The organism is Vibrio sp. QJM3NY_39, from assembly GCF_057785895.1.
In genome coordinates this window covers 1,085,713-1,099,638 of sequence record NZ_CM173505.1, presented here as the reverse complement: position 1 = coordinate 1,099,638, position 13,926 = coordinate 1,085,713, and the positions used below count along the sequence as shown (strand labels likewise).

Annotated in this window: 12 protein-coding genes; 4 read left to right on the top strand and 8 right to left on the bottom strand. The window is 44.3% G+C overall.

What is annotated here, in order from left to right; genetic code table 11:
- Positions 1 to 12 precede the first annotated feature (12 nt).
- Positions 13 to 537, top strand: a complete 525-nt coding sequence (dsbB, locus tag AC3CHU_RS05075; RefSeq protein ID WP_488525178.1) for a disulfide bond formation protein DsbB — start codon at positions 13 to 15, stop codon at positions 535 to 537.
- A 122-nt stretch (positions 538 to 659) separates the two neighbouring features.
- Here the strand turns inward: dsbB and AC3CHU_RS05070 are convergent, their stop codons facing one another.
- Positions 660 to 1,280, bottom strand: a complete 621-nt coding sequence (locus AC3CHU_RS05070; RefSeq protein ID WP_017091557.1) for a YecA family protein — start codon at positions 1,278 to 1,280, stop codon at positions 660 to 662.
- Positions 1,281 to 1,477: 197 nt separating this feature from the next.
- Here AC3CHU_RS05070 and dusC point away from each other — a divergent pair, with 197 nt between their 5' ends.
- A complete protein-coding gene (dusC, locus tag AC3CHU_RS05065) occupies positions 1,478 to 2,434 on the top strand; it encodes a tRNA dihydrouridine(16) synthase DusC (RefSeq protein ID WP_017084026.1) in 957 nt (318 codons plus the stop codon).
- A gap of 42 nt (positions 2,435 to 2,476) precedes the next feature.
- On the opposite strand, the gene AC3CHU_RS05060 is transcribed toward dusC, so the two are convergent.
- From AC3CHU_RS05060 to yfbV, 3 genes are all read right to left on the bottom strand, one after another.
- Entirely contained in the window at positions 2,477 to 3,943 is a 1,467-nt protein-coding gene (locus AC3CHU_RS05060; protein WP_488525177.1) for a GGDEF domain-containing protein, read from the bottom strand.
- Between the two features lie 250 nt (positions 3,944 to 4,193).
- Positions 4,194 to 5,159 (bottom strand): ABC transporter substrate-binding protein, encoded by a 966-nt coding sequence (locus AC3CHU_RS05055; RefSeq protein ID WP_171327848.1) that lies wholly within the window; start codon positions 5,157 to 5,159, stop codon positions 4,194 to 4,196.
- Positions 5,160 to 5,489: 330 nt separating this feature from the next.
- Positions 5,490 to 5,942: a terminus macrodomain insulation protein YfbV gene (gene yfbV, locus AC3CHU_RS05050; protein WP_017084030.1), complete on the bottom strand. Its 453-nt coding sequence runs from the start codon at positions 5,940 to 5,942 to the stop codon at positions 5,490 to 5,492.
- Between the two features lie 345 nt (positions 5,943 to 6,287).
- Between yfbV and AC3CHU_RS05045 the strand changes: the two genes are divergently transcribed.
- Both AC3CHU_RS05045 and pta read left to right on the top strand, forming a co-directional pair.
- Positions 6,288 to 7,484, top strand: coding sequence for an acetate kinase (locus AC3CHU_RS05045; RefSeq protein ID WP_004734016.1), 1,197 nt, complete (start codon positions 6,288 to 6,290; stop codon positions 7,482 to 7,484).
- 147 nt (positions 7,485 to 7,631) lie between these two features.
- Positions 7,632 to 9,797 carry a phosphate acetyltransferase gene (gene pta / locus AC3CHU_RS05040; protein ID WP_004734017.1) on the top strand — a complete coding sequence of 722 codons (2,166 nt, stop codon included), beginning with the start codon at positions 7,632 to 7,634 and terminating at the stop codon, positions 9,795 to 9,797.
- A gap of 92 nt (positions 9,798 to 9,889) precedes the next feature.
- Here the strand turns inward: pta and AC3CHU_RS05035 are convergent, their stop codons facing one another.
- The 4 genes from AC3CHU_RS05035 to oppC form a co-directional block, all read right to left on the bottom strand.
- A complete protein-coding gene (locus AC3CHU_RS05035; protein ID WP_488525176.1) occupies positions 9,890 to 10,828 on the bottom strand; it encodes a glutathione S-transferase family protein in 939 nt (312 codons plus the stop codon).
- 193 nt (positions 10,829 to 11,021) lie between these two features.
- Positions 11,022 to 12,008, bottom strand: a complete 987-nt coding sequence (gene oppF, locus AC3CHU_RS05030) for a murein tripeptide/oligopeptide ABC transporter ATP binding protein OppF (RefSeq protein ID WP_004734019.1) — start codon at positions 12,006 to 12,008, stop codon at positions 11,022 to 11,024.
- Entirely contained in the window at positions 12,005 to 12,976 is a 972-nt protein-coding gene (gene oppD, locus AC3CHU_RS05025) for an ABC transporter ATP-binding protein (RefSeq protein ID WP_017107310.1), read from the bottom strand. Before oppD ends, oppF begins: the two co-directional genes overlap by 4 nt.
- Positions 12,977 to 13,018: 42 nt before the next feature.
- Entirely contained in the window at positions 13,019 to 13,921 is a 903-nt protein-coding gene (gene oppC, locus AC3CHU_RS05020) for an oligopeptide ABC transporter permease OppC (protein WP_054547243.1), read from the bottom strand.
- Between the last annotated feature and the right edge of the window lie 5 nt (positions 13,922 to 13,926).

The following is a 13,926-nucleotide window of genomic DNA, read 5'->3' as shown; positions in this document are numbered from 1 at the left end:
GGGATTAAATTCGTGAACTTTTTTGCAATGCTCAAAGACTTCTCTAAGGGACGTTTATCTTGGCTTTTACTGCTGGCTTTTATTGTCTTTTTTGAGGCATGCGCTCTCTTCTTTCAACACGTGATGATGCTTGGCCCTTGTGTGATGTGCATCTATGAGCGCGTTGCTATGCTTGCTATCGGTATCGCTGCAATGATTGGTGCTATTGCTCCGAATAACCCGATATCACGTTGGTTAGGCCTTGCTGGTTGGGGATTTGGCGCCTACAAAGGTTTGACGTTGGCTTTAGAGCACGTCGATTACCAGTTTAATCCGTCTCCTTTCGCAACCTGTGATTTATTCGTTACTTTCCCTAGCTGGGCACCTTTAAACCAATGGGCTCCGTGGATGTTTGAAGCTTACGGTGACTGTAGCAAGGTGGTATGGCAGTTCTTAGAGCTTTCAATGCCTCAATGGCTAGTGATTATCTTTGCGGGCAACTTGGTTGCTTTCAGTTTTGTGGTTATATCTCAATTTGTAAAATCGAAAAACGATTAACACTAGATCATTTAAAATAGAACAACAAAAAAGTCGACCACAAGGTCGACTTTTTTATCGCTTAAGCTTTTTATCACTTAAAGAATGTCTGTCACTCAGCTGAGTTACTCAACAAGCCGTGATTAGCTGTTTTTGCCACAGCATTGTTTAAACTTTTTGCCGCTTTCACATGGGCAAGGGTCGTTTCGACCGATATCTTTAAATGGGTTCACACTCTGTGACTTATTACCCAGCATCGCCTCATCAGCCGCCATTGCAACCTCTGAAATCATCAGATCTATCTGATCGATTAAATCGGCAAGCGCAGGTGGATTCTCGAGCCCGGCCGCGACCATTTGTTGCTGAGTTTGCTCTTCATCAATCCCAAGCATCAAGGTTGTTAGGAGTGCTTGCAGCATACGCAGAGTACCATCCGCGACAGTCACACTTTGCCACTGCTCTTCCACTGTTGGCCAAACCATCATAAAGCCTTCAGCGAAATCCGCGAATTGCTCGTTAAAGTCACCATCAACAAGTACGTCTGTCAGTAAGTATTCACTACGCTGAATCAGGTTGTGCTGGCGATTAATCTGTTCCGTCACTATTGTTACAAGCTCTTTACCTGTTTCAGGTGCAACGATAGCTAACCATTCTTCTGGATCGAGTGGTTTGGTCGCTAAGTTGGAAGCAAGGATTGAACCTTCAATGAACTGTGGAGTAATGTCAGTGATTGATTCCGGTAGGCTTAATAATTGATATGTCATGAAAGCTCTGAATATTGGGGCATTTTCGATATTATAACGCCATACTCCCCAAGATGTCGCTATTAAGCGATAAACCATCATCAAGCCGGGTAGCGTACACTCAAGACAGGTAAACCATACTCATAGTGACAATCCTGTAGGCAAACCGTACAATCACGCCTCGAATTTTTCGGTCCACTCAGTTTCGGTAAAGCAGCATGCGAGTAATACTTGGCCCTATGGAGGGCGTACTAGACCACCTAATGCGTGAGATTCTTACAGAGATCAATGATTACGATCTCTGTGTGACAGAGTTTGTGCGCGTCGTTGATCAACTTCTTCCTCCACATGTGTTCCACCGTATTTGCCCAGAGCTGCATCAAGGCTCTCAAACCATGGCAGGTGTGCCAATCCATCTGCAACTTCTAGGGCAACACCCGAATTGGATGGCCGAAAATGCTTTTCAAGCGGCAAACTTAGGCGCTAAAGGCATTGATCTTAATTTTGGGTGCCCAGCAAAAGCGGTAAACAAAAGTAATGGTGGGGCTTCACTGCTAAAAGAGCCAGAGCTCATCTATCAAGTGGTGAACGCCTGTCGAGAAGCAGTCCCTGCGCATATTCCCGTGTCCGCAAAAATCCGATTGGGTTGGGAGCACCCGGAAGAGTGCTTTGAAATTGTCGACGCTATCGAGCAAGCAAAAGCTGACGAACTCACTGTGCATGCAAGAACCAAAGTTGGCGGCTATAAAGCCAGTGAAATCAAATGGGATTACATCAATCAAATAAGAGAGAAAACCTCTCTGCCGTTGATTGCTAATGGGGAAATCTGGAACTACCAAGATGGTCAAGATTGCATAGAAGCTACAGGCGTCGACTCATTAATGGTCTGCCGCGGCGCTTTTAATATTCCCAATCTTGGCAACGTTGTTAAGCACAACCACCAGAAAATGCCATGGGATAAAGTAATCGCACTTTTACTGCGCTATTCCGAGTTTCAAATTAAAGGGGATAAAGGCATGTACTACCCCAATAGAGTGAAACAATGGTTTGTCTATTTAAGTAAAGGCTACCCTGAAGCGAACGAACTATTTAAAGAAATTCGTACTTTCAAAAAAGCGCCACCCATTGTAGAGCGCCTTCAACGTTACCAAGAAGAATACCACCAACCCGTTTGAGTTAGTTCCCCCCCTATCGCGATATTGAACCTCATAGCGTGGCTAAAATACGATCCGGTCTTTCCCCGTAGTCTTAGCCACGTACAGTTTTTCATCGGCGTATTTAAATATCTCTTCAAAGTTAAGCTTGTTTTGCTCTGTTTCAACAATACAAACACCGCCAGATACCGTAAATCCATTAGGAACAACGTCGGCCGAGTTAGCGCAGACCGCATTTTTTACACGTTCTAGTGTCCTTATCAGCGTCTCACGATCATCGCCTTTCATATAAACGACAAACTCTTCTCCGCCAAACCGTGCTGCCACATCACTACTTCGAACACTGTTACTAATTTGACGTGACATATAACGAATCACATCATCACCTTTATCGTGGCCATGAGTATCATTAATTGACTTAAAATCGTCGATATCAAATACCGTTAAGGCAAACAGTTGATCATGCTCTACGCTGCGCCAGAACGCTTCTAAGCCTCGTCGATTCAATAACCCGGTCATTGGGTCTTTAGCTGCCAGTTCTTTGAAGTAACCACGTTCAATATTGGAGTTAACATAAAAGAAAATCGTAACCGAGAACAGATACACGATAATAGCCACGATTAGGCTGTCTTTTTCATAAACGAAAAAGTGCTCCACTTCGTTAGCAAGATCCAACTCATAGTACATCGCATGATGAGACGCGACCCCTTCTAGCTTAATCTCGTGGTAGAACGTGGCCGTATCAATCGGGTTAGCTAAAGTCGTATCAATAATATCGATCCGACCCGCTAGATGCTCATTAGAGCTCGCGAGTAACCTGTCAGCATCAATATCTACTGAGAGCATCCCTTGGTGCACTCCTTGATGGAACACAGGAATCGTCATACTAATAATTCGATCAAGGGAGTCAAACCGATATGCAGGGCCAGATAAAGTCAGTAGATCTGGGTTGTTAGCGGTTCTTTGCCAATATGGACGGCTTTTGATGGTCGAAAGTAATTCCTTTCCTAACCCTTTAGCAAAATCTTCCGGTGACGAAATAACGTATCCGCGTTTATCAATAAAATGCACACCGTTGTGGAATTCATCAAGTTGAGAGAGAAATGAAAGAATAGGTGCTAGAGCTATTTTCTCGGAAGCACTTTTATAGGTACCGCTGGTTTCTGTACACAAAGATTCTTCACCGACCAACATGTAATCAATATCAACTGAAGGAATGTCGGTAGTTTTGCCATCGGCAAGAAGCAGGCTATCGATAGGCCAAATACGGCAAAGACCATCAACCACTTGCTTGTTGTGGTCGAGGAAAAGAGGATTACCGGATTTGTAGTAATTTGAGAAGCTGTAGTCTAAGGCGGTGACAACTTTAGTAGTTCCTTTGAACACGTCTTCAATACGGTTGAATTCGCTGCTGATGTCTTTTTCTACCGCGTCAAAGTGGTTCTTTCCTATTAGGCCAAGTAGCATCGCGGCGATCACTGCGGGAAACCCGAAGACAAAGGTAAGGCTAAAGTGCCTGTTTACTTTCATATAATGTGCTCTTAGCGATCAGCTGTTTTCATTTATACCATTAATATTATGACATTAATCAACAGTCCTCTCGATGTAAAACAATGTAAATTGATATTAACGGTATGAGTAATGGTTAGATAACTGCTTAAAAATTAAGAAAGTAGAGAGAAAATAGCATTTAGATTAAATTTTTTTGTTCATTAAATGTATTAAAGCACTGTTAACAAAGTAACTTATAGATAGTCCGTCAATTGAAACCTAATGTTGTTCAACGGCTAACTATCGCACGCTCAATCACAGACTGAGGCAATGTGACACCAAGCTCACGAGCAGCATCCAAATTCACAACCAGTTGCGAACTCTGTGCAGTTTTAACACTCAGCTTACCCGGTTTTTGTCCGTTCAGAATAGCAGCCACATAATCGGCGGTTTGCACCCCAACATCATAGTAATCTAGACCTAAGCCAGCTATCGCCCCCTTACCCACGTAAGACGTCGCTCCGGCAACCACTGGCGTTCCAGCCCTGTTCGCAGCTTCTATAAGCCCTTCTATACCACTTGCAACAGTGTTATCTGTCAGTGCGTAAATAACATCAGACTTCTTGGCAATGGATTCGGTTTTTGATTCTACATCATCGATGGTTAGCGCTTTTTCAGTGTGCAGAGTAAAACCAAAGTCTCGTGCCGACTTCTTTAATAGCCCAACTAACGCGACGGCATTTGCTTCTGCCGGATTATAAACAACCCCAATTGAGCTTGCCTGAGGAAGGAGCTCTTTAATCAGAGATACGTGCTGGGAAATAGGTGATAAGTCAGAAAGGCCGGTAACGTTTCGTCCCGGTTTATCCAATTGCTTAACAAGCCTTGCACCGATAGGGTCCGTAACCGCGGTAAATACAATCGGTATTGAGCGAGTCGCAGAAACCAAAGCTTGCGAAGTCGGTGTCGCGATACCCACTAATACGTGGGGGTTTTCGCTGACTAACTCTCTGGCAATTTTTGCGGCTTGCGCCGGACTGCCATTAGCCATTTCATAAGAGAACTCTAAATTTTTACCCGCTTCATAGCCTTTAACTCTTAACCCTTCGATGAGTCCTAAGCGTGTCGCATTCAAATCGGGATGGTCGACAACTTGTGAAACCGACACTTTGGCGACGTTCGCCACTACATTGCCAGTCCATAGCAACAGCAAACAGCTTAAAACCGCTGCCAATACCTTTCTTACAGAACTCATTATCGCTCCCCAAATCAAGCTCTACTCGTTATTACTCGATCGAAGAGAACAACATCAAAAATCACTATTGACATTATTACCAGTAACTATTGATAACTTGAAGTGATATTTAACAAAAATACAACAAGGTTCGAATTATGTGGGGATAAGCGGGTTTGTTTGATTTAAAAGGTAAGAAACTCAATGAATACAAAATAAGCACGGCAAATAAAGGCAAAGCTAAATGAATAAAGGGCAAGTGAAGCGATTAGAAGAGAGGAGCAAATCTGAGAACGAGCTATCGATGATGTATGACTGTTCTCAGACTAGAGGGGGATATAGGACGACCTTTTAAAACCAACGTTCCATTGAAGATTTGTCTAGCTGACGAAATGCGCGATTTAAAATGATCGCCAACTCTTTGTAACGAGGGCGTGGCTTCATTGGTTCCAATGCAAAACCTGTTTCGCTGATCTTCTCGTGCAACTCTCGATACCAAGAAACCAATGCTGGCGGTAATTGAGTGTTCGAACGGTTACCTAACCACCACATGCCTTGAAGTGGCAAGCTGATCGCAAACAACGCCATAACCACAGCTTGCGGCATCGCATGATAATTGTTGAAGACCATTTGTGTAAGAATACTAATAGCAGCTATCGCTGGCATCACTTTCACACCAAAACGCGTGGCTTTAATGATGCGCTGTTCAGGGAAGATAGCGTTTAACTCTTTTCGAACAGGCCAGAGATCCATGTACTTTTGGCCATCTTTTAAACTGCTCGCTAAACCAACTCTATTACTCATATGAGTCTCCCATTAAAAAAAAGTTGAAATCATCAACTAAAAACACAAAAATTTGACGAAAAATAATATTCTTTCAAATTTTTTTGTTATATTTGCACAATATCGCTATTATTTGCAGACCTCAATCTCATTGTTGCCCTTATTTACAATTTAAGCAACTTTGGGACGACTTCTGCAAGGAATGCAAAAGCCTCTTTTTCTGAAAAAGTGCGCTTTCACTTTAATACGGAAATTAACGTTTTTTTTGACCAAGGTTAGTACGCAAGCCTATGTGCTTCGACTATTCTTGAGATTAATTTTCATCCTTAACTGATTTCGATCAGAAAAATAAACAGGTAGTCATTAATGTCTAAGCTAGTTTTAGTTTTAAACTGTGGTAGTTCTTCTCTTAAATTTGCTGTTGTTGATGCAGAAACAGGTGCTGAGCACCTAACTGGTCTTGCTGAGTGTCTTGGTCTTCCAGAAGCTCGTATGAAGTGGAAACTTGACGGCAAGCATGAAGCACAACTAGGCGCGGGCGCAGCTCACGTAGAAGCACTATCTTTCATGGTAGAAACTATTCTTGCTTCTAAGCCTGAGCTTAAAGCTAACCTTGGCGCTATCGGTCACCGTATCGTACACGGTGGCGAGCAGTTCACTTCTTCTGCACTTATCACTGATGAAGTTCTTAAGGGTATTCAAGACGCTGCGACTTTCGCACCTCTTCATAACCCAGCTCACCTTATCGGTATCGAAGCGGCTCAACAGAACTTCCCTGGTCTACAAAACGTTGCTGTATTTGACACTGCGTTCCACCAAACAATGCCTTCTGAGTCTTACCTATACGCTCTACCGTACAACCTGTACAAAGAGCACGGCATCCGTCGTTACGGCATGCACGGTACTTCTCACCTGTTCATTACTCGTGAAGTTGCTGGTCTATTAAACAAGCCAGTTGAAGAAGTTAACATCATCAACTGTCACCTAGGCAACGGCGCATCGGTATGTGCAATCAAGAACGGTCAATCTGTAGATACTTCTATGGGTCTTACTCCTCTTGAAGGTCTAGTAATGGGTACTCGTTGTGGTGACCTTGATCCTGCGATCATCTTCCACCTGCACGACGCTCTTGGTTACTCTGTTGAAGAAATCAACAACATGCTAACTAAAGAGTCTGGCCTAGCTGGTCTAACTGAAGTGACTTCTGACTGTCGTTTCGTTGAAGACAACTACGGTGAGAAAGAAGAAGCAACTCGTGCAATGGACGTGTTCTGTCACCGTCTAGCTAAGTACGTTGCTGGTTACACTGCAACTCTAGAAGGCCGTCTAGACGCAATCACTTTCACTGGCGGCATCGGCGAGAACTCTGGCCCAATCCGTGAAATGGTTCTTAACCGCCTAGGCATCTTCGGCATCGAAGTTGACAGCGAAGCTAACCTTAAAGCACGTTTCGGCGGCGAAGGTACTATCACTACAGCTAACAGCCGTATCCCTGCAATGGTTATCTCTACTAATGAAGAGCTAGTAATTGCTGAAGACACTGCGAAACTAGCAGGTCTTTAATTGATTTTCCTGACTAGCTTCACTCGAAGCTAGTCAGTTTTTCATATCAAGAAAATGGGGCTCAACTTCTATTCCTACCCCAATTTAAATATCGGTGGGAATAGCAGTTGAGCTTTTTTTATTTCCAATAGTCAAAGGTGTTCGTCAATGTCCCGTACTATTATGCTTATCCCTACAAGCGCTGGTGTTGGTCTTACTAGTGTTAGCATGGGTGTTCTTCGCGCTATGGAGCGTAAGGGCGTAAGTGTTTCTTTCTACAAGCCAATCGCTCAACCTCGCAGCGGTGGTAACCAACCTGATTTAACGTCTACTATCATCAGTGCAAACAGCGACATTAAGATTGGTGAGCCAATCGCAATGACTAAAGCTGAAGCTTTGATCGGTAGCGAAAAAATGGACGAGCTTCTAGAGTCTGTTGTTGAGCAATACAACAAGATCAACAAAGATGCAGAAGTAACGCTTATCGAAGGTCTAGTACCTACTCGTAAGCACCCATTTGCTAACCAAGTGAACGCGGAAATCGCTAAAACACTAGGCGCAGAGATCGTATTCGTTGCGACTCCAGGTACGTACAACCCTATTCAGCTTAAAGAGCACATCGAAGTAGCATGTTCTAACTTCGGCGGCACTAAAAACAAGAACATCTCAGGCGTTATTATTAACAAACTGAATGCACCTGTTGATGAAGCTGGCCGTACTCGCCCTGACCTTTCTGAAATCTTCGATGATGCAGATAGCGCTCAACAAGCGAACCTTGAAGTAATGCAAATCTTCAATTCTAGCCCTATCCGTGTTCTTGGCTGTGTGCCATGGAGCATCGACCTAATCGCAACTCGCGCGGTTGATATGGCTAAGCACCTTAACGCTGAAATCGTTAACGAAGGTGAAATCTCAACTCGTCGTATTAAGAGCATCACTTTCTGTGCACGTTCTCTACCGCACATGATTGAGCACTTCAAACCAGGTTCACTGCTAGTAACTTCTGCAGACCGTCCTGACGTTATCGTTGCTGCGGCTCTTGCTGCGAAAAACGGTGTTGAGATTGGCGCAATCCTACTGACTGGCGGTTACGACATTCCAGAAAGCATTGCTAACCTTTGTGCGCCAGCATTCGCTTCAGGTCTACCGATCTTCAAGGCTCAAGGTAACACTTGGCAGACGTCTCTAAACCTACAGAGCTTCAACCTAGAAGTTCCTGCAGACGATAAAGAGCGTATCGAGTTCGTTAACGATCACGTTGCAAGCCACATTGATGGCCCTTGGATTGATTCTCTATCTGAAGGTACTCAAGGCATTCGTCGTCTAAGCCCACCAGCATTCCGTTACCAGTTAACTGAATTTGCTCGTAAAGCGGCTAAGCGTATCGTTCTTCCTGAAGGCGATGAGCCACGTACTGTTAAAGCAGCTTCTATCTGTGCTGAACGCGGTATCGCAACTTGTGTGCTTCTTGGTAACCCAGACGAAATCCGTCGCGTTGCTGCACAACAAGGTGTTGAGCTAGGCGCTGGCGTTGAGATCATCGATTCTGCATCAGTTCGCGAAAACTACGTAGCTCGTCTAGTAGAACTTCGTGGCGCTAAAGGTATGACTGAAGTTGTCGCTCGTGAGAAGCTAGACGATTCAGTATTCCTAGGTACTATGATGCTTGAAGCGGGTGAAGTTGACGGCCTAGTTTCTGGTGCTGTTCACACAACGGCGAACACAATCGTTCCTCCGTTCCAGATCATCAAGACAGCACCTGATGCTTCTATCGTATCTTCAATCTTCTTCATGCTTCTGCCTGATCAAGTTCTTGTATACGGTGACTGTGCGATCAACCCAGATCCAACAGCTGAACAGCTTGCTGAAATCGCTATCCAATCTGCAGATTCTGCTGCGGCATTTGGTATCGACCCACGCGTTGCTATGATCTCTTACTCTACTGGTGAATCTGGTAAAGGTGCAGACGTAGATAAAGTACGCGAAGCAACCAAACTTGCTCAAGCGAAACGTCCTGATCTTGTGATCGACGGTCCTCTTCAGTACGACGCAGCAATCATGGAAAACGTAGCCGCTTCTAAAGCGCCTAACTCTCCAGTTGCAGGTAAAGCGACAGTATTCGTATTCCCAGACCTAAACACGGGTAACACGACTTACAAAGCTGTACAGCGTTCAGCAGACCTAGTGTCTATCGGTCCAATGCTTCAAGGTATGCGCAAGCCAGTAAATGACTTGTCTCGTGGCGCTCTAGTAGACGATATCGTTTACACAGTAGCTCTAACGGCTATCCAAGCAGACCAAGCAGCTCAAGCTGAAGAAAAAGTAATTAACTAATTTTTCTTTTGTAGAAGCAAAAAACCCTAGATTCTTATCTAGGGTTTTTTTATGTCTACCGTTTAAGGTTATTTGATGCTCTTAAGATGAATCTAGCCTCGCCCATGGGTTGATTCTAAATCTAGCGCAGGTCCTTTCGGCACAACTTGGGTTGGGTTGATACCTGTGTGGCTGTAATAGTAGTGACGTTTGATGTGATAGAAATCGGTCGTCTCTTTAATGCCTTCGATCTGGTACAGCTCTTTTAAGTAGCCCTGAATATGGACGTAGTCTGAAATTCGCTGCTTGTTACACTTAAAGTGGCCTACATACACCGCATCGAATCTAACCAAAGTGGTAAACAATCTCCAATCTGCTTCTGTGATGTCATTACCCGCTAGATAACGATGTTCACTAAGATGTGCATCTACTTTGTCTAACGCCTCAAATAACGCGTCATACGCTTCTTCATAAGCTTCTTGAGTGGTTGCAAAGCCAGTGCGATAAACACCGTTATTGATGCTTGGATAGATGTAGTCATTCCACTCATCAATCTTCTTCGACAATTCCCACGGATAGTAGTCATCCGTATTGCCTGTTAACTCATTAAATTCTGAGTTGAACATGCGGATAATTTCAGAGGACTCGTTACTCACGATGGTGTTGGTTTTCTTATCCCAAAGCACTGGAACTGTTACTCGGCCTGAGTAGTCAGGTTTGGCTTGAGTATAGATTTGGTGCATACGAGTATGACCAAACAGAGGTTCAGGTAAACCCATTTGCCAACCTTCGCTCATCATATCGGGGCAAACCACTGTCACGTCAATATGATCGGTTAAATCTTTCAGCTCTCGGAAGATAAGAGTTCGGTGCGCCCAAGGACAAGCTAACGATACGTATAGATGGTAACGACCACTTTCTGGTTCAAACTGCGCGCCGGCTTTGTTTTCGATCCAACTACGAAAGCCCGCATCTTCACGAACGAACTTACCACCGCTTTCTTTGGTGTCGTACCACACATCGTGCCAAATACCTTCAACTAACTTGCCCATATCCAAACCTCTATCATCTAAACTTTTCTCTAGTATAAGAAAAACCTAATTTTTCAAAACTAGAAGAAGTTGGCTTAGTTGTTCGAATTATTTGAAGAAGGTTATTCATGAGAAATTTGGGGCACAAAAAAAGCGCAACTCATAAAAAAGTTGCGCTTAAGCCTGTCACAGGCTGAACCGTATCAAACGGGTTCTAGACTTGTACGTGCAAGCAAGATACTGCGTGTACGTCATCGCCTTGAATAGTTGGCTTGGTTTGCGCGCAGGCCTCGGTTGCTTCAGGGCAACGAGTACGGAACACACAACCTGATGGTGGATTAATTGGTGATGGGAGATCACCCTCCAGCATCTGAATGGTTTTACTGCGCTCTAAGCGTGGGTCTGGAATCGGAACTGCAGACATCAATGCTTTGGTATATGGGTGTTTAGGATCTGAGAACAAGGCATCTGATTCACCTAGCTCAACAGCATTACCTAAGTACATCACCAATACACGGTCAGAAATGTGTTTCACAACCGACAAATCGTGCGCGATGAATACCAAAGACAAACCTAACTCTTTCTGTAGTTCCATAAGAAGGTTTACTACTTGAGCTTGGATAGATACATCCAGAGCAGAAACCGGCTCATCACAGATGATCATCTTAGGCTTCAAGATAAGTGCACGTGCGATACCGATACGTTGACACTGGCCACCAGAAAATTCATGTGGGTAACGGTTGATTACGTTGGGTAGTAGACCAACCTTTGCCATCATCTCTTTAACTCTGTCCTTCACTTCCTGTTTAGAAAGCTCTGGATAGAAAGTTTGTAGAGGCTCAGCAATGATGTCTCCAACTGACATACGCGGGTTAAGCGATGCTAGCGGGTCTTGGAAGATCATCTGAATCTCTTTACGAGTCTCACGACGCTTCACTTCCTGCATTTTAGTCAGGTCTTGACCTAACCACATAACTTCGCCTTCAGTTGCCTCAACTAAGCCAATAATTGCGCGTGCAAATGTTGACTTACCACAGCCAGACTCACCTACTACACCCAGAGTCTCACCTTCGTAAAGGTGAACATCCACACCATCAACCGCTTTAAGGTTTGATGGTTTCGCCCAAGGCCAAGCAGACTTAGCCGCAATGCTAAAGTGAACCTTAAGGTTTTTAATATCTAATAGTAATTCTTTACTCATTTTGTCCAAGTCTCCCAATCAGAAAAACAAGCACGCTGGCGATCTTTCGCAAATGGTTGCAAAATTGGTGCTTCTTGCTTACAACGGTCCATTACACGGTGACAACGGTCTTGGTAAGGACAACCGGTTGGTAGGCGAAGTAAGTTAGGTGGGTTACCTGGAATCGTCGGCAGAATTTCACCTTCGGTATCCAAACGAGGAATTGCTTTAAGCAGGCCTTCCGCATAAGGGTGGCTAGGCTCATAGAAGATTTCATCTACGGTGCCGTATTCCATGGTACGGCCAGCGTACATCACTAGAACTTTGTCACAAGAACCGGCAACTACACCCAAATCATGGGTGATCATGATGATTGCTGTATTGAACTCATCTTTAAGCTCGTTCAGCAATTCCATGATTTGCGCTTGAATGGTTACATCCAAAGCCGTTGTTGGTTCATCAGCAATCAGTAGTTTTGGACGACATAGCAAAGCCATTGCAATCATCACACGTTGACGCATACCGCCAGAAAACTCGTGTGGATACATGGTAATACGTTTACGTGCCTCAGGGATTTTCACCGCTTCCAGCATACGTACTGATTCTTCGAACGCTTCCGCTTTGCCCATGCCTTTATGCAGCATAAGCACTTCCATCAGCTGATCACATACTTTCATGTAAGGATTCAGTGATGTCATTGGATCTTGGAAGATCATCGCGATCTGTTCAGCGCGGACTTTGTTCAGTGCTTTCTCAGGCAGGTTAAGAATTTCATTGCCTTCAAACTTTGCACTACCTGAGATGATACCGTTCTTAGCCAGCAGTCCCATCAGTGCAAATACCGTTTGAGATTTACCCGAACCCGACTCACCAACAATACCCAGCGTTTCGCCTTGGTTGAGTGAGAAGTTCAGGTCGTTTACTGCGGTTACCGTACCATCTTGCGTGGTAAATTCGACGCGCAGATCTTTGACATCTAATAAGCTCATTATTGCTTCCTTAATCTTTTATAGCTTTTAATTGCTATTTCTTTATCTGTCTTTTGGATCAAGCGCGTCGCGCAGACCATCACCTACGTAGTTAAAGCAGAACAGTGTAACTACCATGAATGCCGCTGGGAATGCCAGTTGCCAAATAGCAACTTCCATTGTTTGCGAGCCTTCTTGTAACAGCGCGCCCCAACTTGTCATAGGCTCTTGAACACCAAGACCAAGGAAAGATAAGAATGATTCAGTAAGGATCATGCTTGGAATAAGTAGCGTTGAGTAAACCGCAACAATACCCAATACGTTCGGTACGATATGACGTGTAATGATCTTCCATTTACTGACACCACATACGTGAGCAGCCTCAATGAACTCTTTACTACGTAAACTCAACGTTTGGCCACGTACAATACGCGCCATATCGAGCCAAGCAATCGCACCGATAGCAACGAAGATAAGTACGATATTACGACCAAAGAATGTCACCAGTACGATCACGAGGAACATGAAAGGAACCGCGTATAAGATCTCAAGGATACGCATCATCACTCGGTCAGTACGACCGCCAATGAAACCTGAAGCCGCACCGTAAAGCGTACCTATCAGTACGGCTACGAATGCGCCCATCACACCAACCATAAGAGAAATACGGCCACCAATCATCGTACGAACATATAGGTCACGACCTAAACTGTCGGTACCAAACCAGTGATCAGCACTTGGGCCTACGTGCATTGCGTACCAGTCAGTATCATCGTAAGCATGCTGTGCCAACATAGGTAAGAAGATTACCGATAGCACCATAACAATTAGAATGAACAGACTGATCATTGCGGCTTTGTTGCGCATAAAACGAATACGCGCATCCTGCCACAAGCTACGACCTTCAATTTCCAAACTCTCAGAGAATTTTTCGATCGCTTCTAAGTTTTCTTTTTTCTTCAACATAACCA